The organism is Hoeflea sp. YIM 152468, from assembly GCF_029210485.1.
GTDB lineage: Bacteria > Pseudomonadota > Alphaproteobacteria > Rhizobiales > Rhizobiaceae > Hoeflea.
Genome location: NZ_JARGET010000011.1, coordinates 164509 through 185751, shown reverse-complemented (window position 1 = coordinate 185751; position 21243 = coordinate 164509). Strand labels below are relative to the sequence as shown.

The 21243-nt window shown below is 58.6% G+C and carries 12 protein-coding genes and 1 tRNA gene; 4 read left to right on the top strand and 9 right to left on the bottom strand.

Translation table 11 applies throughout. The features are described 5' to 3' along the window. Nucleotides 1-59: 59 nt before the first annotated feature. Nucleotides 60-1013 carry an alpha/beta hydrolase gene (locus PZ897_RS06015; protein ID WP_275750802.1) on the top strand — a complete coding sequence of 318 codons (954 nt, stop codon included), beginning with the start codon at nt 60-62 and terminating at the stop codon, nt 1011-1013. A 50-nt stretch (nt 1014-1063) separates the two neighbouring features. Here PZ897_RS06015 and PZ897_RS06010 read toward each other — a convergent pair whose 3' ends face one another. The 3 genes from PZ897_RS06010 to PZ897_RS06000 form a co-directional block, all read right to left on the bottom strand. Then, complete coding sequence (locus PZ897_RS06010) at nt 1064-1882, bottom strand: hypothetical protein (protein ID WP_275750801.1); 819 nt, start codon at nt 1880-1882, stop codon at nt 1064-1066. A 156-nt stretch (nt 1883-2038) separates the two neighbouring features. Continuing rightward, the gene (locus PZ897_RS06005) at nt 2039-3805 is read right to left on the bottom strand and encodes an OmpA family protein (RefSeq protein ID WP_275750800.1); all 1767 of its coding nucleotides are present in this window, start codon (nt 3803-3805) and stop codon (nt 2039-2041) included. 183 nt (nt 3806-3988) lie between these two features. Then, nucleotides 3989-5098 carry a porin gene (locus tag PZ897_RS06000; protein WP_275750798.1) on the bottom strand — a complete coding sequence of 370 codons (1110 nt, stop codon included), beginning with the start codon at nt 5096-5098 and terminating at the stop codon, nt 3989-3991. Nucleotides 5099-5871: 773 nt separating this feature from the next. Between PZ897_RS06000 and PZ897_RS05995 the strand changes: the two genes are divergently transcribed. From PZ897_RS05995 to PZ897_RS05985, 3 genes are all read left to right on the top strand, one after another. After that, entirely contained in the window at nt 5872-6981 is a 1110-nt protein-coding gene (locus PZ897_RS05995; RefSeq protein WP_275750796.1) for a porin, read from the top strand. Between the two features lie 84 nt (nt 6982-7065). After that, nucleotides 7066-8166, top strand: coding sequence for a tyrosine-type recombinase/integrase (locus PZ897_RS05990; protein WP_275750794.1), 1101 nt, complete (start codon nt 7066-7068; stop codon nt 8164-8166). Nucleotides 8167-8254: 88 nt separating this feature from the next. Continuing rightward, nucleotides 8255-8344, top strand: a tRNA-Ser gene (locus PZ897_RS05985). Nucleotides 8345-8769: 425 nt separating this feature from the next. Here the strand turns inward: PZ897_RS05985 and PZ897_RS05980 are convergent. The 6 genes from PZ897_RS05980 to brxC all read right to left on the bottom strand — a co-directional run bounded on the left by PZ897_RS05980 (nt 8770) and on the right by brxC (nt 21240). Next, nucleotides 8770-8925, bottom strand: a complete 156-nt coding sequence (locus PZ897_RS05980; RefSeq protein WP_275750792.1) for a hypothetical protein — start codon at nt 8923-8925, stop codon at nt 8770-8772. A gap of 103 nt (nt 8926-9028) precedes the next feature. Beyond that, on the bottom strand, nt 9029-9367 hold the full coding sequence (locus PZ897_RS05975) for a hypothetical protein (RefSeq protein WP_275750790.1): 339 nt from the start codon (nt 9365-9367) through the stop codon (nt 9029-9031). Between the two features lie 286 nt (nt 9368-9653). Then, entirely contained in the window at nt 9654-11720 is a 2067-nt protein-coding gene (gene brxL / locus PZ897_RS05970; RefSeq protein WP_275750788.1) for a BREX system Lon protease-like protein BrxL, read from the bottom strand. 7 nt (nt 11721-11727) lie between these two features. Beyond that, nucleotides 11728-14241 carry a BREX-1 system phosphatase PglZ type A gene (gene pglZ / locus PZ897_RS05965; RefSeq protein ID WP_275750786.1) on the bottom strand — a complete coding sequence of 838 codons (2514 nt, stop codon included), beginning with the start codon at nt 14239-14241 and terminating at the stop codon, nt 11728-11730. Continuing rightward, nucleotides 14234-17719, bottom strand: coding sequence for a BREX-1 system adenine-specific DNA-methyltransferase PglX (pglX, locus tag PZ897_RS05960; protein ID WP_275750784.1), 3486 nt, complete (start codon nt 17717-17719; stop codon nt 14234-14236). The genes pglZ and pglX overlap by 8 nt, the downstream gene beginning before the upstream one ends. Next, nucleotides 17719-21240: a BREX system P-loop protein BrxC gene (gene brxC, locus PZ897_RS05955; protein WP_275750782.1), complete on the bottom strand. Its 3522-nt coding sequence runs from the start codon at nt 21238-21240 to the stop codon at nt 17719-17721. The genes pglX and brxC overlap by 1 nt, the downstream gene beginning before the upstream one ends. Between the last annotated feature and the right edge of the window lie 3 nt (nt 21241-21243).

Sequence of the window (21243 nt, the reverse complement as noted above, 5' to 3'; positions counted from 1 at the left end):
ACTGCACACAAAATGGGGTATAGGCTTGGTCATCAAAACCGGATGAACAGGAACTGACCATGGCGGACGCAAAGGCTGATGCGGCCGGGAAAACCGGCACGGATGAGACCGGGACCGGCAAATCACACGAGGACATCTTCTTCTCGGCCAGCGATGGACTGCGCTTGCATGCTGCGGATTACGGCCGCCATGACCCTGCCACCCGAGGCCGGCTGGCTGTGGTCTGTCTGCCTGGCTTGACCCGCAACACCCGCGATTTTCACGATCTTGCGCTGCGTCTGTCCCAGGAGCCGAAAACGCCCAGGCGCGTCGTCAGCTTCGATTATCGCGGCCGGGGTCTGTCTGCCTGGGACAAGACGCCCTCGAACTACTCCATTGTTGTGGAAGCCGGCGATGTGCTGAGTGGCATGGCAGCCCTTGGGTTGCAGCATGCCATCTTTATAGGAACCTCGCGTGGCGGACTGATCATGCATATTCTTGCAGCCATGCGGCCGGCGGTGATGGCGGCAGGCGTGCTCAACGATATCGGTCCCGTTATCGAAGGCGCAGGCCTGGCCCAGATCAAGGCGTATCTCTCGCGCACACCCAAACCCAAAGACTGGGCTGCGGCGGCAAGGATTCTCGCCGATGCGCATTCCAGGAGCTTTCCGGCTCTGACCGATGGGGATTGGGCGGACTTCGCCCGAGCCATTTATGTTGAGAAGGACGGAAAGCTGGTTCCGGATTACGATCCGGCCTTGCTGGACGGCCTCAAGAGCGTGGATCTGAATACACCGCTGCCGACATTGTGGCCGCAATTCGAAGGACTTGGCGGCATGTCATTGCTGGCGTTGCGCGGCGAACATTCGACTTTGCTTTCGTCCAACACCCTGATTGAGATGAAGAATCGCGTGGCTTCGCTGCAAACCGTCACGGTTGCCGGCCAAGGTCACGCCCCGATCCTGCATTTGTCGGGAATTCCCGAAATCCTCGGCAAGTTTTTCGCATCCGTAGACAAGCAACGGCGTCACTGAACACCAATTGACGGTGGCGTCGCGCACCTATGGTGGCGGCGGCGCAGGGCCTAGGCCTTGGCCTCAGGCCTTGGTTTGCGGGCGGGCGAACTTTCCACCTTTCCCTTGGCAACGCGCGTGGCGAAGTCCGTCGACCCACCCTTGGCCAGGATTTTGGCCTGGCTGACCCAATCTTCCCGCTCGATCCGGCCGCTGAAGGAAAGCTGCTCGGCAAATTCCGCCTGCTGCTTTTTCGACCAGGCCGCGATCTGGGCAAAGCTGGTAATCCCGGCGGCATTCAGCTTGGCCTCGATCTGCGGGCCGACACCCTTGATCTGCTTGAGATTGTCCCGCGTGACGGCAGCCGCTGGCTTGGCTTTCGGCGCCCTTGCAGCCGCTGGCTTCGCGGTCGCAACCTCACCGGAGGCAGGTGTCCCGATTTTGGACTTTGAAGCCGCTGTCACTGCGGCCTTTGCCCGGTGCGGCTTCGAGTCAGCCGGTTTCGACGCGACCGCCGGTGTCGAAATCGTGCCAGCCGAGGTTTTTTTGCCAACAGAACCGGTCGACTTGGCCTTGGTTGCCTTTTTGGCTGGCTCCGCAGTCGCGCCGGCCTCCGAGGCACCGGTCACATCAGGTGCTTTGGTTTCGGCTTCCCGATCGCTCGTCTGGATGGATGCAGGCTGTGGCGACGTCGCAGGCTCATAATGCGGAATCGGAGCAGCCAGTTCAGAAGCGGTCGCAGTGCGCGCTGCACCCGCATGCGTTATGGCGGAAGCGGCACCTGAATGGCGAGTCCGCTCCTTCCGGCTTTTCAACCGGCACCCGAACAGGCATCCCAATCCGAATGCCACAGCGATGAAAATGAATGCCTGCACATAAAACATGATCATTTCTTTCCCTCCAACCCCGCGGAACCGGCCCTCAGGCGCGCTTGCGACCGCATGTCTTCCATCCCACCAGCGTACCGATAAGGAATGCGCACAAGAGCCAGAACCAGAGATGCGAGAACATGTACCACATTAAGACCTCCCCGGGCGTGCCGCCCGTCAGTTGAGAACGCGAAACTCGATTCGGCGGTTGGCCGCCTTGCCCGCGTCCGTATCATTGTCCTTGACCGGACGACTCTCGCCATAGCCCTTGGCTATCAACCGGTCGGGAGCAACATCTGCTTTGATCATGAACTCCAGCACCGCCTGGGCCCGGGCCTCTGACAAAGCCAGATTGTCGATGTCGTCGCCATCGGAATCGGTATGACCGGATATTTCCAGCCGGATATCGCCACATCGCCGCACGGCATCGGCGATCCGGTCGAGGAACCCATAAGAATGGTCCTGGACAGCAGTCTCGCCGGGTTCAAATCGCACGATGTTGAGACCTGACAGCCGGTCAAGCTCATCCTGGCAGGCCATGTCCGGCAATTGCGCCGTAGCGACCGCTGCCAGATCTATTGACGATTGACCGGTATATCCTTCCGGCAAACCATCGGCGATCAGCCGTGCCACATCATTGGCGGCCGCGCGGTTGAGCGCCGTCCCCCGCACCGAGATGGCGCCACCCGCAATGACCACTTCGGCGCCGGAAAGCCGGCTCAGGATCTGCAGCGCAACCTGCGATGCCACATCGGTCCCAGCTGGCGCGTCACTGGAAACTGTTTGTGTGTCATCAACCTGCAGGTTGCCAAATTTCAATCGCGCTGTCTCCACAATCGAGGCGCGAACAGCCTGACTGGGAACCGGCCCGCTCAACCGAAGACCCTGATCGGTCAGCTTGGCCGACCAGGCTGACAAAGATGCTTGCGCCACGCCGAGATCGGTACTGCCCAGCACCAGCCCGCCCGGCAATTCCGCCGCCAGTGCATCCTCAAGACTGCGAAAGGCCACGGCGTCAGCCGCTTCGCCGACGATATCGACAACATTGCCGCGGATGGAAACCGTCCCGCCGGTCATGCTCGACAGCCATGCCACGCCCGCCATGGCAGCCTCTTGCCAGTCGACAGACGTGGGCACCCCGGATGCAAACCGCATCCGGTCATCAATGCGCACAGCCGGTTCGAGATCCTTCGCACGCGCCACGATGGCCTTGCGGGTTTCAGGATCCGGCACGTAACCGGTGAGCGACAGCGCGCCACCCTGCAGCACGGCGGACCAAACATAGTCGCCGGTTACGACTGCGGGGGAGATATCGATGGCTTCGGCATCGGTCCCTGCGGGCAGTGAAACCGACAGTTCCTTCAGCGCCAATTCGTGATCTTCCGGATTGAGGGCCTGGCCGCTGATCCGGACTGAAGTGCCGGTAATGGCGATCATGCCGGTGGTAAAGCGCGGCAGGGCCGACATCCCGTAACCGGCGAGCGCAAGCAGAGCATCGGGCGCGCCGCGTGCCAGCTTCAACTGGTCCGAAAGCGCAATCCCGGGAAGCATGCCGGTCAAGGACGAGACAAGGTTGGCGCGCGCCGATTCATTGGGAACGAAGCCGCTCAGCTGCACCCCATCGACAGTCTTTTCAATCGTCAGGCGGTAGGGCTTTTCTTCCGGCAACAGGGCGGTGGTATCGGCGACCACGCGAACCCCATCAATCTGGCGGAGGATGTCCAGCGCCTGATGCTGGCTTAAAGGGTCCGGCGCCAGGCCGCTCACCGACAAGTCCCTGCCTTTGAGCATCACCTTCGCCCAGCCGTGATCCTGGCGCAGCGCCGAGACGGCGCGGGACTGCAGCTCCGCCTCGATCGCTGCGGCCTCGAACCAGATCGCCAATGCCGTCAGGCACCCGGCAGCCGCGAGACCAGGCCATATCCAAAGTTTCCAGTATCGCATGTGGTCTCCGCCGCAATCTTGCTGTCGGCAAACCTAGCACCGCAGGCCGCAGCAGGCCAAGACAAAAGCAGACGTCGCCCCCGAGCAGGGCTCAAGCCGGTCTGCAAGCCTCTCTGGCAACCGAAAACGAAAAACCCGGCAGCCGAAGCTGCCGGGTTCTATCAGAACAAACCAAAGGTTTGATTAGAATGAACGCTGAACGCGGAGCATGGCGCCGAACTGGCCGCCAACAGCCGTACCGCGATCACGGTATTCGACTTCCGGGGTCAGCACGAGGCCGGGAACCAGAGTGTAGTTCATGTTAGCAACAACCGACCAGTAATCGTCCAGGCCAGCAACCTTGTTTTCGATCCACTGAACCTGTGTGTTCAGCTTGACCTTCTCGGAAGCCTGGTAGGAAGCGCCACCGATGATCGACCATGCTTTGTCAACACCGTAAGGAACCCAAGTTGCGTAAGCTGAAGAACCTTCGCCGTACATAGCCATGGCGAAGACCGAAGCCTGCTCGTTGATGGTCACGTCAGCGCGAACCTTGGCAGCCCAACCACCAACGTCAGCAGGAATGGTACCGACGATATCATCGCGTGTGTCGTAAGCGAACACACCGCTGAGGTCGACCATGCCGGCATTGTAGCCTGCGCCGACAACAACATGTGGCATGTAGTCGTCAATGCCCCAGCCACCGCGAAGGCCGCCGACGAGCACGTCGCTTGAACCCTGCTCAAGCGAAAGTGCTGCGCGGAAAGCGCCGCCATTGTAGGTGTAGCTGATCAGGTTGGTGTCGAACGGGCCGAAATTGCCGTCGTTGATCACGCTGCCGGCATAGCCGGTGAAGGTGGTGAACATGGATTCGTCTTTACCGACGCGAAGACCGCCGAGCTGGATCCATGCAAAGTTGACGGAGAATTCGTTGTCGTTTGTGTAGCCGCCAACAGTGCCGTTGGTGTCCGACTGGAAACGCAGCTCGGTGTAGGTACGCAGGGTGCCCAGCTCGGTTTCCGAAGCAGTCGACGTACGGAACGAGAAGCGAGCGCGCTTGTTGTAGGTGCCGTCGCCAGTCGCCGAAGTACGCTCAAACAGGTCGCCGCCGCCGATGTCGTAACGGACATAACCGTGGATGCGCAGGCAGGTTTCGGTGCCCGGGATGTAGAAGAAGCCGGTGCCGAAGGCGTCGCAAACGCGGACGTATTCAACGGGCTCAGGCTCAGCTGCAACGATGGCGTCTGCAGCGCGAGCGCCGGATACAGCAACGAGAGCTGCTGCGGAGCCGAGGAGTAGGCTCTTGATGTTCATTTCTGACCTCCAGTCAAAAGACGAACACGGATTGCGGCTAAATCTCTATCCATTTGTATTTATTATGCTTATCAAAATAATGGGAAGTCGATCGTGTCCCGGTCACAGGGTCAGTGATTGGGCTTCTTGATAAATTGCGGCCAGTCCAGATCCTCGCCGCCTTGCGGTTCCGGACGGCAAACGGCAATTAAATGGTCCAGGTCGCACGCGTACAATGAGACATTCTGGAGCGGCGCGTTGTGAACATTTTCCTCTATATAGAGACCGGTGCGCCATCTTGACGACGGTGTCTTTCAGCCGGTTCTGAAGAGGAGCCCTGCCCTGAAGGGCTGTGCAGAGACGAACGATGACGACAGGAGCTTTGCACTGGTCAGGACAGAGGACAGGAGAAATCAGCAGCAGCCGAATCTGGCGGATATCGTCGGAAATGGCCGAGAATCACCCGCTGGTGACGAAAACCGCCGGATTCGGCGCTGATTCCGCCCTTCCGGGTCCAGGGCGAGCCCCGCCCCAGCCTGAAAACCCTAACGAGCGGTAAACAAAACGGCGGCCTGGCGCAGATTTCGTGTCATTTGTGCAACAGGGGAAGCGGAAGGCGTGGTCCGGACCTCGCGAGCGGCATGATCAGCGTTGCGCGCCCCGCGCTGGTGAGTATGGTCACTCTCGAAGCCATGACGGACATCCGCTTGTCTTCTTCCATTGTGGGGATGGGACAGAAATACTGTCCTTCAGCGACAACCCAGACCGTACTAACTTTTGACTGGAGGTCAGAAATGAACATCAAGAGCCTACTCCTCGGCTCCGCAGCAGCTCTCGTTGCTGTATCCGGCGCTCGCGCTGCAGACGCCATCGTTGCAGCTGAGCCTGAGCCCGTTGAATACGTCCGCGTTTGCGACGCCTTCGGCACCGGCTTCTTCTACATCCCGGGCACCGAAACCTGCCTGCGCATCCACGGTTATGTCCGTTACGACATCGGCGGCGGCGACCTGTTTGAGCGTACTTCGGCGACTGGCGACGGCACCTACAACAAGCGCGCTCGCTTCTCGTTCCGTACGTCGACTGCTTCGGAAACCGAACTCGGCACCCTGCGTACCTACACAGAGCTGCGTTTCCAGTGGGACACCAACAATGCTGTTGGCGGCTACACAAACGACAACGAATTCTCCGTTAACTTTGCATGGATCCAGCTCGGCGGTCTTCGCATCGGTAAAGACGAATCCATGTTCACCACCTTCACCGGCTATGCCGGTAGCGTGATCAACGACGGTCTTCTTTTCGATCCGGGCCCGTTCGACACCAACCTGATCAGCTACACCTACAATGGCGGCGCTTTCCGCGCAGCTCTCGCGCTTGAGCAGGGTGCAACGGATACACTCGTCGGTGGCGTTCGCACTGGCTGGGGCATTGACGACTACATGCCGCATGTTGTTGCTGGTATCGGCTACACCGCAGGCATGGTCGACCTGAGCGCAGTGCTCGGCTACGACACACGTGAAGACATCGGTCTGGTTCAGTACGGCGGCTGGTCTGCAAAGATCCGCGCAGACGTGACACTGAACGACCAGGCTTCGGTCTTCGCAATGCTGCACTACGGTGAAAACTCGTCGGCCTACACAACCTGGGCCAATGGCCTGCGCACAGACGAAACATTCGCTGTGACTGCCGGTGGATCTTACAAGATCAACGACAAGGCCACCTTCAACGTGCAGGGCAACTGGCGCGAAAGCAACACTGCTGCTTCGGATGCTTGGAGCCTCGTCGGCAACGTTGCCTATGAACTGGTACCTGGCCTGACACTTACACCTGAAATCGCATACCGCGACAACGGCCTGGTGAACGGCGATGCTTTCGGCGGTTTCTTCCGCGTACAGCGTTCGTTCTAATCAAACCTTTGGTTTGATTTTGAATTACTCAACCGGCGGCCAAGGTCGCCGGTTGTTTGATTTAGAGGTACAAAATTACAACAATTGGCAAACGAAACAAATAAATTTGAAATTAATACTGAATTCAACTATTCCCGGAGGATGGCCCCGAAAACACCTAATGCGGATCCAAATACCACCTACTCGAGTGCAGCGAGCGCTAAATCTGAACCACGCCTTACAGAGCTTTGGCGCCAACATGCCGGTGCATTGTGGGAAAACGGCCGTCACAAAGACAGTTGTTATGCCTTCATTCACGAGATAGACGCGTTCATGCGGCTGCAGAAAATTGCAACCTATGATGATATTTTGATCGACAGGCTGGTGAACCATTTTCGGGAAATCGACAACCGGAACTCGACTATTAATCGCAAGCTTTCCGCACTTTATCGCCTTTTGCGGAAAGCAGAAAGGAGCGGGCAGATAGCACGGCTACCGACATACCTTCGGCTGCGGGAACGCAACTCCCGCGTGCGCTTTCTGACCGCCGAAGAAGAGGCGGCCATGTTCGGCGCGATCGGTGCGCGCAATGTTCACCATGAATTGCTGTGCCGGTTTTTGGTGGACACTGGAGCCCGCATCGGCGAAGCCCTGGCGCTCAAATGGGGCGATATTCACAACAACACTGCCACCTTCTGGGTCACCAAGTCCGGCAAGAGCCGCTCGGTTCCCCTGACCGATCGCGCAGCTCAGGCGCTTGATGCGGCTCGTGCTTTTGGCGGCAGCGGTCCCTTTGCGGCGATTTCCTATCCGAACTTCAAATACAACTGGAACCAGGCTCGCAAAGACAACCGCTTTGCCGGAGATCCGCATATGGTTCCGCATATTCTGCGTCACACCTGCGCGTCGCGGCTGGTGCAAGCCGGTATTGATCTGCGGCGTGTGCAGACGTTTCTCGGTCATCAGACCATCCAGATGACCCTGCGCTACGCCCACCTGGCAACCAACGATCTTGACCAATGCGCCATCGCCCTCAATGCGGTCAATTCTGCCCACACCCTCCCGCCGAAACCGCGCCCTAGCCAGCCTCTCCCGCGCTCCGGACGATCCGGCGCGGCGAAGGAGCGCCCCGGAAAACCGTCCGCAACAACCATAAGATCAGAAGAGAAGACGGTTGACAGCCGGGCCGGCAGCGCTGCGGGATAAGCAACCCTGCAGAACCTGGCCGCAGTGTTCGTCCCGGGCCGTATTTCCGGTTGATTACACCGCCGCGCTAAGGTAACAGACTGCCAACGGAGAGGTGGCCGAGTGGTCGAAGGCGCTCCCCTGCTAAGGGAGTATACCGGGAACGGTATCGAGGGTTCGAATCCCTTCCTCTCCGCCACTTTCGTTGTCAAATATTTGATAGATATTGATATTTTTTCCTGTCTTGTGACGGTGTGTGCTTTTGTGTGCACTTCAGCGTGCCGATAGAGATTATCACGCTGCCGACTGGGATTTCACAGCTATAGCGCTTGAAGGCCTCGGAATCGGGTCGGATTGCCGTTCTGATCATCTGGATTATATGGCAGGTTTCCGCCAACGCATCAGCAGGCGTTGCAAGGCAACCACGAGTTACGGCAGCACCGATGCAAGACACAAGACGATTTGTCTGGGCGCGCGCTCAACTTTGTGAAGGCTTTGGCTCTCATCCGCGATCTCCGCGGCCTCGGTCACCATCTGGTTGAGCATAGGGGGTCGATCCCACAACCGTGCCTCATCGGCAATCGGCTCAATCGTGACCGAAGCTGGTCGATCCGTTCGCACTGGCTACAGATCGAGTGTGCTATTACGGTGTACTCCCAGGATCAACCGAACCGGATGGCGCTGGTTCAACAGCTCGGCGCGCGCGAGAAGTTCATCCGGAACCAGTCCCGGATCAAGCTGGCCTGACAGCAGCACAGCAAACCGGTAAACCGTGACCATTCATGTGTAAGTCTTGGTTGGACATCGGGAAGGTTCTTCCGCTCGGCCAGATCGCGCGCCTGCTTCCGGGCCAGCGCCTCGATCTGCTCGGCCTAGTCCACGATCAGAATAATCGGTCCCGTAGTCTCTTGACCAGCTGTTCCCGCCATTCGAGCGCACCCGCAAGGTCCTGCCCCAAGACACCGCTTGCTGGGCCGGGGTCAGGTGCTGTGCTGGCCAGCGGTTCGGGAAGCGGTCCGACGATGCGCTTGACCTGATCCCCGGCTCGAGTGATCAGCACCTGGCCAAGTGCTGCCAGCGGATCCCGGTTCGGCAGCTTCTCATCAGTCCCGGCATTCGGGGACAACGTGGCCTGCCGCAGCAGGTTCGGCCCAACCATATTGGCATGCGCCTTGTGCCAGAGGCCTTCCCCCGTAGGGTGCCTGCGGGACCAGTTGCTCATCAGACCGGCGCGCAGCAGCGAGGACAACCACACAACAGACCACGATGTATGGAATAGCTCATAGGTGTCATTTCCCCTGCGACGGTTGCACCAATATGTTGCAAAACTGTCAGGGGCGGCCGAAATGGTCACCAAGAAATATAATATTTTGCGTATACTCGAAGTTCGGCGCGACGATAGAAATCGCTGCCATCGACCATCTCAAACTACCGATTACTTGCTCGCCAAGCGGAGAGGAGCTCTACGAGGGACAGAAACCGTCAAGCTCGACCATATTTCCCGACTTTCAAGACCGGATGTAGGTCACATAAAACCCCTTGATCATCCGGTGTTCTTGAAGACGATCGCCAAGCGAGAAACCGTTGGCCTTGCGCATCGGTGGCTGGAAAATATCGAGACCCCGATCCAGTACGATTTTCCATCCTGTGTCTGCCGTGATGTCGCGAGCATGGGCTCCCCCTGAGGCATCAAAAGCCCAGGTGAAGTCAACACCGGTCCCGGTGCAGGCCTCGGCAATCGAATCCAGTAGCTCACGCTGGGTCTCGATATTGCCATCATCCGGGCCGGTGACGAGATGGATCGATACCTGATCCTCGGGCGGCTTGCGGCGGATGACCATCTCCACCAGTTCCATCATGTTTCTGATCTGATAGAAGATCCGGATGTATGGATCGGTTACGACGATCCGTTTTGCGCCATCGAGATAGGGGCCGAACAGCTTGTCATAGCTAATCCCTTTTCGGTTTTCAGCGAAGACGACATGGCCTTCCCTCGGACGAGCGGCCTTGGGCTCGGGAAAGGTCGGTAGGGTAGCAACCGGTTGATCCTCTGTTTGCTCAGTGGTCTCATCGCTTCCACTATCTTCACCAGGCACGGCCTCGCGCCCTTGATGGTAAAATTGCGGGAATTCCTCTTCTTCGACCGTCGCGATGGACAGTTTCCGCCCGTCGGCCGCCACGAAATGGAAATCGACCGGCGGATAGGTGCTATCGATCCGAAACAGCTGATCCTTGACCCGCTTGCGGCTTTCCATTGCGATCTTGAGTAGCTCTTCAACTTCCTGCTCGGTCTCGCCACCATTCGGGAAAATGATCTTCAGCAAGCCGGACATGGTTTTGTAAACGGCGTCGCGGTCACGCGTGGATATCTTGTTGCTGATTGTGAAATATTGATCGGGTCGATGGGAGAAGTCCTGTGACCGAAGATGGCGGAGGATTTCGGCGAGGTAGTCGACGATGAAGCCATAGCCGGATGTGAACATCTCGCTGCGGATGACATCGATTTCCCAACCCGGCAGATAGGCATGCAGCCGGTCGATGAAGGCGCTGTCATGGAACTGCGATGGCAGCGCTTCGAAGAGATCGCTGTTCTTCAGCATGTAGGGAACGTTGTGATCCGTGTTGCCGACAAATGCAAAGCTGGCTTCCGCGCCCATCGGGTTGACGCCGCGTGAAAAACTCTTGTTCGCCATGTAGTTTTTCATGATGTCGACGAGCGCCTTATTGGCGGTCTTTTCGCGGCCGGCAAACTCGTCAAAGGCAACAACATCCCAGAACCCGACGAGGCCGATCCGCCCATTCGAATTGTTTACGAACAGTTTCGGCACCGAGACTTCACCGCCCGAGATCAGCTGGCCGTGGGGCGAGAATTCGGAATAGATGTGCGACTTCCCGGTACCCTTTGGGCCGAGCTCGATGATGTTGTAGTTCCGCTCGACAAAGGGGATGAGGCGCATGAGTTGCAGGAGCTTGCTGCGTCGGCCGAACACGCTGGGCTCAAACCCGATACTCTGCATCAGGAGATCAATCCACTCTTCGGTGGTGAAGGCATCGCGAGCGGCGAGATAGCTGTCGAAGTCCACCCGGGCGACCTGGATCGGCTTGATGCTTTCGAGAATCCAGGGCGAGTTCCGGGCATCTTCCGTAAACTCGTACTGGACATCCGCGATGCACCAGACACCGGTCACCAGAAGCTTCGGGTGGGCCTTCACCGTACCGCTGTCGACCGCAACCTTCTTGATGCCGAGATTGTCGAACGTGGCTTCATAGCTGTCCGTCTTCTCGTTCAGCGCAACGCTGACCTGGTCGATGACCTTGTAACGCCCCTGCTCCCTGATCCTCGATTGCACCAATCGTGCTTCGCTGCGGTGGACATAATGCTTGCCAAGGATGTCCTTGACGGTCTCGATGCCGGTCGCAATAGAAGCCTCGTCATCGGTCGCGCAATACTGACCGAGGAGATATTCGAGCACATAGGTCGGCACGATGGCATTGCCCTTGACGGCTTTCACGAGGTCCTTGCGAACGACATAGCCGGCGAAGTGTTCGTTGATCTTGGCGTCCAGTGTGCTCATGTGGTCCTCAGAAATCCAAATCGATGCTCGTGTTCCGCTTCAGCTGGAACGGGTGGCTGGCATAGTCCTGGAATCGGGTCGTTTTGCCAACGCGCTCACGCAGCTTCAGATACACCGTCTTGCCATTATACCCATCCGCGGCCCGGTTCAGCAGGAAACTGCGCGGCATTTCCCGTTCGCGGGCATTCTCCGAGCGGAAATCGAAAGTCAGCTCGTGCTCGTCCGAAATCGCGGTGCCATCCTCCGCATATAACCCGGCAAGAAGCACCCGCCCCTGCATCTTCTCCGATACGGGCTCGACCTGATAGAGCGAAACGGCAATCTGGCCCGACGTGATCAGGTTTTTGCCTGGAGCGATGATCTGAACACTCACCTGGCTGATGTCAGCGGTGCGTTGTTTGCCCACACGCAGAACAGGGATGACGATCTCCTGCAATGACGCGCCGCCATGCACATAGCGGCTGCCGGATCCCTGACGCCTGAGCCGGTTGATCGAGTTGGGGATCAGCACCTCGACATCTCCGCTCAGACCCAGTTGGGCGGATGTAAACTTCTTCATGCCCGCCGTTGGCTTCAGGCCACGTCCGAGAACGAAACGGCGGTTGCGTGAAAGGATTTCGTCGCCCTGCGGATCGGCGAGCGCAAAGTCGCTCTCGTCCAGCGCCTGATGCTGGTAGAGGAAGCCGTGATCGGCGGTGATCAGGATATTGGTCACATTGGCCGAGGTCAGCTTGCGGACCAGCTTGACCAGATCGTCGATCGCATCCTCGACGGCTCGGCATAGATTGCCTTCGGTGGCGACCTTGTCGCCGGCAGCATCGATCTGGTTGTGATAGATGTAGATGATGTCATGATCGCGAAAGAGCTCCTTGCCTTCCGAGACAGCCATGTTCATGGCCTCTTCCGCACGCATCGCCTTGGCGCGGTCGCCGGCCCGTCCCGCGGCCAGAATTTTTTCCCGCGCGGGCAGACCCTGGGTGCTTTCGCCGCCCGAAAGAATGCCGTCGCTGCCATCCGCCTTGAACGACAGATCGCTGTTGGGCAGCAGTGAAGCCATGCCGAGCTGGGTGTAGCTCGGCAGCGACGCGATCATCGGCTTGAGGTCCGCATCGAAGCGGTTCAGTTCGCGAATCTTGCGCAGGCATTCCTCGGCCACTTCATAGCGCAGCGCATCCGAGATGATGACGACGACCTTCTGGTCCTTGCGGCGGAATTCGGAGGCGTGCTCACGATAGAAGCTTCGCTGCGGCACATAGCCGGGTATCTCCCAATCTTCCAGCCGGTTGACCTGATCCTGCCAGGCATCGTTGACGGCGAGGACGAAGTTCGTCGTGTAGCGCTTCTCCACCGACTCGTAGAGCGGCCTGAGAAGTCCGGCTTGGCCGCTCTTGAGCATATGATGGATGAATTTGCGATAGAGCTGGTCGAGCTTGTACCAGCTGGCGGCATAGCGCTTTACGCCCTCGCTGACGCTGTTCATGGTCAGGTTGGCTTCCGCCAACGCCTGCTGGAATTCGGTGGCGTATCCGATCGCCTGGTAGATGTCCTCGTAGCTCTTGTACCAGTGGCTCTGGCGGCGCTCGCGCACCCAGCGCAGCACATCGCCGGCATTGACCGTCTGGGTGGCCATCGCCTCGACCAGCGAGCGGATGATCTGCCTGTCCATCGCATCGAAATGATCATGGGGCATCAGAACGCGGAAATCGCGTTTCTGCAGATCGTCCTCGATCTTCAACAGCTCCTGATACTGCTGCGACAGCGTCTCGAAGGCTCCGGACCAATGCCTGTTGTTGGCCCAGCGCCGGAACATCAGCGATGCCTCGGCGTTCAGCCGGCCCTCATCACCAAGGGCGCGGTGATAGGCGGACTCGAACAGCGCTATGGCGTAATCCTGGAAGTCCGGCTGATCATCGGAATACCCATATGCCGTTTCTACCTCTTTCCAGAAGAAAGCCATCAGACCGGATCGGGCGATCAGCCGCAGGCTTTCATCCCGGCCGTCCGCCAGCTCTCCGAGCAGCGCCTCGATCACGGTATCGAGATCGCCATCGGCACCGGCACAGACCGCCAACATCTTGCGGCGGACATCCTTTTCCGAGCGTGACGGCTTGTCCTGTTCGAAGGCGCGGAGCCGCTCCAGCCGCTTCTGCGAGCGATAGAAGTCCGGGTGCTCGCGCACCGCCGCCTCGTATTTGGCGGGGATGCCGAGTTCGGCCACCCAGATTGCCGCCTGGTCGGCCTTGAACACGGCGCTGGCTAGCTGCACGTCCAGCAGCCAGTTGTCGGCCGGCGTTGGTTCGGCCCCTTCCTTGTAGAGCAGAAAGCGGGTTTTCGGCTCCTGCCGCAGCAGGCGGTATTTCAGGCCGAACTCATTGTTGGCGATTTCGAGCTTCTCGACACCGGCGAGCTCGACCGCGTCGAATTCGCCGCGTAGGTCGCGGTCGGCATCGTACCAGAAGACAATGCGGTGGCCTTGATCCTCGAACAGGCGCTTGAGGCCCGCCGTGATGCGGTCACTCATCCTTGGCCTCCAGCCCCTTGATCGGCTTCAGCGCATCGCCGAACAGCGGATAATTGGCCTTCACGCCGTCATCGAGATCGATCTCAAGCTGTTTCTGCGCGAGCGGAAACAGCACCTCGCGCTCCCATTCGGTCAGCTCGTCGATCTGTTTGATGATGCCGGTTACATCCTTGAGCGCCTTGGTCCGCTGGCTCTGGCTGGCGCTGGCATCGTCCGCCAGTTGTTCGAGCCGCGCGCGCTCGGTTTCGAGCTTGGTGATGAATTCGCGCAGATAGTCGTTGAGCACCACCGAGACCGTGTCCGGGCGGTAGCGGTGCATGTAGATCAGCGCATTGAACGAGCCCTTGGGGCTCGAAAACATCCAGTAGATCGGGCGTTTCTTGTAGCGCCTGACATGGTCATTGTAGAAATCGCGGGTGAAATATTTGCGGACATCCTTGCCCAGCGCCTCCTCAATGAAGCGCAGGTTTTCCTGCAGCTTCTCCGCGCCAAACGTGGTGGCGAGGAACAGGCGGAAGCGGTCTGTGATGTCGTCGGGGAACCAGTCGCCATCGAGTACGGGGATGACGTTGTCTTCGTCGGGCATGAAGGTCGGCCCAGAATCTCCAACTTGGATGCGGGCAAGGTAGTCCTCCAGCGTCTCGCCCTGATTGGCGAGGATCAGGCCCGACGCATCGAGGCTGTAGCGCCCGAACATGCAGCCCACGGCATAGGAGAGGAACTCGGCCATGGTGTCGGCGCGCAGACGGGCCTCGCGGTCGGCCTCGGAACCCTTCACGCCATAGCGATAGGCGGGGTTGCAGGTCAGCGTAATCTCCTCGATCGGCACCTCGGGGGTCAGCTCGTCTTGCAGGCCGTAGGCGTCGATAAAGATGCGGTTGTTCTCTTCCTCCAGCCGCTGCATCTCGTCCGTCATGCCCTGCCAGTGGGCGCGCAGGCGGGCATAGGTGGCCTCCAGCGTCCCGGCCCGGTGAGCGGGGGAGAGCAGCGGGAGCGTGGTGAAATCCCAGGAAGTTTCGTAGGCGTCCCAGTCGGATCTGGCACAATTAACAAGGTTTTTGGAATTGCGTTGTAGCAGCTCGTCTAGGAAGCTTTGGTCAAGAATTGGCAGGCTCCCAAGTGTTCCAGTAGAAATATTGATCGTATTGCCTGTTGCCGCAAGAAGTGGCTTCATGACCACAGAGTTAAGCTGCCCAAGAACATAAAACGCTTCCTCTCCAAAAAGAGTTGGCGCTGCATCATTGAAGCCGTAACCTTCTGGTCTCCAACGGAATGCATGAGCTCCCGCACTAACTTTTGCCCACGTAACGCCGCTCCGGAATAGGAATTGCGTATTCTGCGGTCGAGATCGAAGGGAGCCGTCTTCGTTCCGGTAGTTCTTAATACTGAAGCCGTCATCCTCCCAATCCATGAGGAAGTTGAAGCCCATATACCATCGACGGGCATCGCCTGCTTTGTCAGATTGAATCCAGCGAGCATGCCTGCCGACATTTGATCGGGAAACTTCCCATTGCAGCCTCATGAAAACTTCGTCATTTCGCGTCCCAACGCCCTCTTTGGCGTCGAATTTCTCTCCAAGCTTTTCATTATTGAATAACTTTAATATTTCAGGAGAGAGCCAATAAGCGATCGCTTGACCTGGAACGAGTTTGAACAGCTCATCCTGCACGCGGAAAAGGTTTTCGGATATCTCACCCTTCTTGGCCTCAAAAAAAAGTCGAGCCTTTTCGGTTTCAGACTGACCATCTACAAGCCGGAGGTACTCTCCAACATGTTGATGTTTTCGAGAGTTGAGAATTGAAAAAGCTGTAGTGGAAACAACTGCACCACCTATTGAGTCGAACCCACGCTCACCCAAATGGGCCATGTTCAGAATGCTGCAGTTGGAGAGCAATTTTGTCCGAAGCTTTTCAAATGAAGAGAGGAACATCCAAGACTGCATGTTGATCATGGCAATGATCCCCGATGCTCGGCTAAGCATCAGGGATCGCTCCATGAACATAGCGAATAGATCAGAACGAGAATCGCAGAATTGCTCTCTACCGAAAGCGTTGAGGCGATCATTCATACCGCCGGAACCCATATACGGCGGGTTGGCCACCACCACGTGATACTTCGGTGACAGCGCCTCGGCCATGCGCAGAACGGACATGACGCGCGCCTGCACCTCCTTCAGCAGCAGGTCACCGCCGAAGTCCCGCGCTTCCACCACGCGCAGCGTCTCGGCCGGATCGCGCAGCTTCGGCACGATCAGCGAGCCGAAGTTCTTGGCCTGCTCGAACTGCGCACACGTCTCGCGCAGCTCATCCGTGAACATGTCGCGCCCCACCACGGCAGCCACGTCCTGCATCTCGGCCTCGGTAAAGGCCACGTTCTGCAACACGCAGATGTTAGGCTTTGCCTCCATCCGAAGGAACCGCCGCCGCCCGAGCTTCGCCGCCGCCTTCATCGTCAACGCAAAGGCCGCCAGTGCACCGGCGCGATCGTCGATCTCAATGCCGGTGAGGTTGTGCGTCAGGATCAGCGCTGGAATTTCTGTCGCCTCATAGCCCTCTTCCTCGTAGATGGCGTAGAGCAGGTCAAAGGCATAGGTCAGCATGTGCCCCGACCCGGCGGCGGGATCGCAGATGCGGATCTCTTCCGGCTTGGTGATTTTCAGGAAGTCCGTCTCGGGCTCTTCGGGCGCGATGTAGTAGTCCATCCGCTCAGCCAGCTTCGACTGCGGGCGATTGAGCAGCCACAGCCGCCCCAGCGAATTCTCCACCAGGTAGCGGACGATCCAGTGCGGGGTGAAGAGCTGCGTCGCGGCGGGGATGTTCTCGGCCGTGATCTTCTGGTTCTTCTTCAGCCCGGCGAAGACCTGATCCTTTTTCTCGGAGATATAGAATTGGTAAAGCCAGCCGATGATCTCGACATCCTGGCAGGCGTCCTCGGTCATGACCTTGCGCAGTTCGGCGAGGATAGAGGTCTGGGACAGCAGGTCCTCGGGCATCAGGAGTTCGGTGTAATCATCGATCTCCTCGAACATGAACGGCATCGGCCCGTGCCACTGGTTGCATACATGGACCAGCAACAGGCGGTAGGCCTCGGCCTGGGGATCGTTCGAAGGCGACCGGCCGTTGAGCAAAGCGGCGATCTGCGGCGATGCCCCATCCGGGACACTGCCGCTCATCGCTTCCGACAGGATTTCCGGCCGGGTCTGGCCGTCGGCCGGCGAGACGACGCGCGGATTGGTGTAGCCGCAGGCATCCATGAAGCGCAGCGCCGTGAAGCGGTTGAACCAGGTATAGGCTACCTGCTCGACCACCTGCTTGCGATCGCTGGAGCGGATCGCATTTTCCAGCTCCCTGACGGCCTTGGGGTGCTCACGCCTTGCGGCCGAGGCCTGATCGAGCACCAGATCAAGCTTGGCCGCGACCTGATCGATCAGCAGATTGCGCGCGGACTGCGCGAATTTCTTGAGGGCACCGGTGTCCATCAGATCAACACTTTCTTGCCGTTGCCGATTGAGGTCAGCAGGGCCTTTTTCATTTCATCGAGGTATTGGTCCACATCGCTCTCGTTCTCCAGATAGGTCTTCGAGAACGGGATGTAGAGTTCGCGCGCATTGGTGAATTCCGGCGGGCGCGGACGGGGTGCCGCAGCGCGTTCTCCCATTCCATCCAGTGCTCCTGGTGGGACCGGTTGCGCCGGGGGCGAGCTCAGTGAAACGACGTCTCGCATGATCGCCGGCAAGGAGTTGGTGCGCACTCCGTTTGCCCGGTCACGCAGGACCGCAATAATGGTCTGGTTTTCCAGCCCGTCCTTGTGCGCCTCAATGCTGCGCTGGATCTGTGCTTGCTGTTCCAGGGTCAGGGCCTTGAACTCGCTGGTGGCCGAAACCTTGTCTGCCACAGCATCAATCGCCTTCACCACATCTTTGCGCTCCGCCAGCACCTTCTGCTCGATGCTCTCCTTGAGCCGGTAGAAGTCGGTCTTCAGCTCCTGGATCGAACTGCCCTTGTAGCAATTGAGATCGGCCAGCGCCTCGCGGATCTTCTGACCAGTCTGCGGGTCGGCGTAGGAGAGGTTGGCATCCTGTGAGCCGAGGAACGCCCGCACCTCGTCATAGATCGCCCGCTGCGGACCGCTCATGAAGCTGCGGATCTTGTCGAGGATATCCTCCTTGGCATCGATCAGCGCATCCTGTTGCTCGACCGGCCCGGTGATGAACCACACCGGTTGCTGATCACGCATGTCAGACATCCGCTGCCGCAGCGGCTCAAGCGCCGTCAGGAACGGATAGTCCGAGGTTTGCTGCGAAAATGTTTCCAGGTCAGCAAGCATCGTGCGGACGGCGTCAAGCCATTCGCCCCCCAGTGCCCTTGCATCATTGCTTTCGGCCGGCACGCCGAACAGATCATTGAACACCTGTCGCGAGGCGCGGATCCGGGCCGCGGAAAACTCGATCTGCGGGGACAACAGGATATTGGCCAGGGCGTTGCTGTTGTTCAACGCCTGGGCCAGGCGCTTCTCCTCAAGCAGGTCGCCATCGAGCCGCGCCTCCAGCTTGCCGCGGGTGACCAGATTTCCGGTCAGACAGAGAATGGCGAGGCTTGGCCAGCCATAGGGTTTGGAGCCGAAACGCTCTGTCAGCTGTTTCGCAGTCGTCCTGCTGCCGAGGCTGCGCTGGGATTGCGCGAAATTCAGCACTTCCTGTTCCGGCTCGGTCAAGCCACTGCCTTCAGCCCCGAACAAATCTCCATTCGGCTGACAGGCCCGCACGAGATCGGCCTCGTTGTAGGTGGACCGCAGCATCGGCAGATTGGTGTAGACCTTATCGACCAGCTGCTGGAAACCCTTGGTCAAACGCTCCTGCGGGTCATCGCCGGCGATCTCCAGCTCGACACCGCGGACAAACAGCTTCGCATCCCCGATCAGCTTGCGCAGGCGAACGGTGATGTCCTTATAGCGTCGCGCGTTCTGATGCCTCTTTTCATCTACGATACGATCGCGATTAGATTGCTCAGGGCCGGTTCGAGCCTGACGCGTAAACTTGTCGGTCTGTTTTAAGAGCCTCAGGTCCTGCATGAAGCGGACATCACGGCCAAGGACCACGGCAAGTTCGTCGCGGCCCATGCTGCGCATGCGGACGGCATCAGGCGTTTCGGAATCATCGTTGAACGGCGAAATCAGGTTGATCGCCAGCTCGTAGTCTCGCCCCTGGAGATGATCGTCAAGCTTGCGCCCGAACGGATACTCGATGCCGGTCGATACGTGCTTGATTTTGCGGTGACGTAGGATTTCGTCGAACGCCAGATCTTCCATGACCTTGGTCAGCTCGGACGTGTCAACCGTCAGACTCTTGATCTCGGCCTCGACATCCTTTTCCTCCAGCGTGAGGAATTCATAGACGTCGCCATTGCGCTGGATCAGCGTATCGCGCTCAAGCCGTGACAGCGCCTCTTCGATCTTACGCTTCTGTTCTGTCTGATCCGCATCGAACGCCGACAGCAGAAGGATGGAGATATTGCGGACGGTGGGTTTGAATTCCTTGACGTATTTGACCAGGAACAGCGACTTGAGAACGCGCAGGGCAAACTCATCGCCGAGGTTCCGTTCGGCCAGCTGGATCGACTGCTGGACCGATGATTTCAAGGCCGTGCGGATGCCCTCGAACATCAGATCAAATGTGGCAATGCTACCGACTTCGGTGTCAGCCAGTTTCTTCGCCACGTCCTGAAACACCCCGAGCATCGAACGTTCACCCACGGAGCTGTGCTTGCCCTCGAAAGCATTGTGCACCGAGAGCCCCTGGATCGCGCGCTGGAAGAGATCGTACTGATAGTTGGGGAATGGGTAACTGGCGGCGAACTGCTCCTTGTTGCTGAAGTTCTTGAAGCGGAAGGAGCCGTCGCCGAAATCGAAAAGGGTGCGGAGATTGTTTTCCTCGCGGGCATAGATGTTACCCAGCGTGATCAGTCCCTCGTCGGTCTTGGCCAGCAAGCGCCGCTGGATCACCTCGGCCACATCCTGAGAATTCAGCGGCATGCGATTGGCAAACCGGGCCTGGATCTTTGAGAAATCGTTCTCCTGCTGCTGGGTCATGTCTCCAATGACCGAGCCCATGTCCTGCTGGGCGGTAACAATGATCCAGGCCTGCCCCTTGCACTTGGTGTTCAGGCTTTCTGCGATCGTCTGCAGATTGGTCATCAGCTTGACGTTGTTGGCAATGAACTGGCCGACCTCATCGACGAAGAAGTTCAATCGGAACTTGGGTCGCTGCGCGTCAATCCAGGCTTTGACGGTGTTGGCGAAATCCTCGATCGACACACGGGTATCGGTGCGATACCGGTTAAGAACATCCGCGGCGACCTCCCCGCCGGTCGCTTCCGCAAAGGCAGCCGCGATGTTCTTCTCCTCGAACAGGACCTGCTCACGTCCGCGCTCCCAGGGCTTGCCGGAAATGCGCTCGAATGCCTGCTTGAAAGTGCCTAACTGGCCACGGCTGTCGAGGTCCCGCTCGAACTGCGCTATATGCGGCTGCTTGCCGTAATAGCCGCACATCTCGTCAAAGACCTTTTGGAAAACGGAAAGCAGAGCGTCGACATCCGTCTTGGAAATCACGTCGGCCTTCTGGTCGATGTTGAAAAGGATCGATTTCGACGGGATCGACACCGCCTTGCGCAGCGCGCCGGCCAGCATCGGCTCGTTCCCCAGTTTCGCTTCGAAGAATTCGAGGGCGCGCCTTCCGCCGATTTCGTCATTCTCCAGCAAGAGGGCGAGCATTTTCAACAGGTGGGATTTACCCGAACCGAAAAAGCCGGAAATCCAGACACCGTTTGCCGTGTCATAATTGTTGTAGGCATCGAGGAAATGCTCAAGCCGCTGGCCGATCTCCTTGGTGATCACGTACTCGTCCAACTCAATGAGCAAGCTCGACATGTCGTCGGCCTTGATGACGCCATCGATAGAGCGGTCCACAGGCTTGGCAAAGATTTCGCGTAGCTTGGTGCCCATGGG

Bases quoted from the DNA above. Each gene is read 5' to 3' on its own strand.
- PZ897_RS06015 (WP_275750802.1), top strand. From the start codon at position 60: ATGGCGGACGCAAAGGCTGATGCGGCCGGGAAAACCGGCACGGATGAG.
- PZ897_RS06010 (WP_275750801.1), bottom strand. From the start codon at position 1,882: ATGATCATGTTTTATGTGCAGGCATTCATTTTCATCGCTGTGGCATTC.
- PZ897_RS06005 (WP_275750800.1), bottom strand. From the start codon at position 3,805: ATGCGATACTGGAAACTTTGGATATGGCCTGGTCTCGCGGCTGCCGGG.
- PZ897_RS06000 (WP_275750798.1), bottom strand. From the start codon at position 5,098: ATGAACATCAAGAGCCTACTCCTCGGCTCCGCAGCAGCTCTCGTTGCT.
- PZ897_RS05995 (WP_275750796.1), top strand. From the start codon at position 5,872: ATGAACATCAAGAGCCTACTCCTCGGCTCCGCAGCAGCTCTCGTTGCT.
- PZ897_RS05980 (WP_275750792.1), bottom strand. From the start codon at position 8,925: ATGGTCACGGTTTACCGGTTTGCTGTGCTGCTGTCAGGCCAGCTTGAT.
- PZ897_RS05975 (WP_275750790.1), bottom strand. From the start codon at position 9,367: ATGAGCAACTGGTCCCGCAGGCACCCTACGGGGGAAGGCCTCTGGCAC.
- brxL (WP_275750788.1), bottom strand. From the start codon at position 11,720: ATGAGCACACTGGACGCCAAGATCAACGAACACTTCGCCGGCTATGTC.
- pglZ (WP_275750786.1), bottom strand. From the start codon at position 14,241: ATGAGTGACCGCATCACGGCGGGCCTCAAGCGCCTGTTCGAGGATCAA.
- pglX (WP_275750784.1), bottom strand. From the start codon at position 17,719: ATGGACACCGGTGCCCTCAAGAAATTCGCGCAGTCCGCGCGCAATCTG.
- brxC (WP_275750782.1), bottom strand. From the start codon at position 21,240: ATGGGCACCAAGCTACGCGAAATCTTTGCCAAGCCTGTGGACCGCTCT.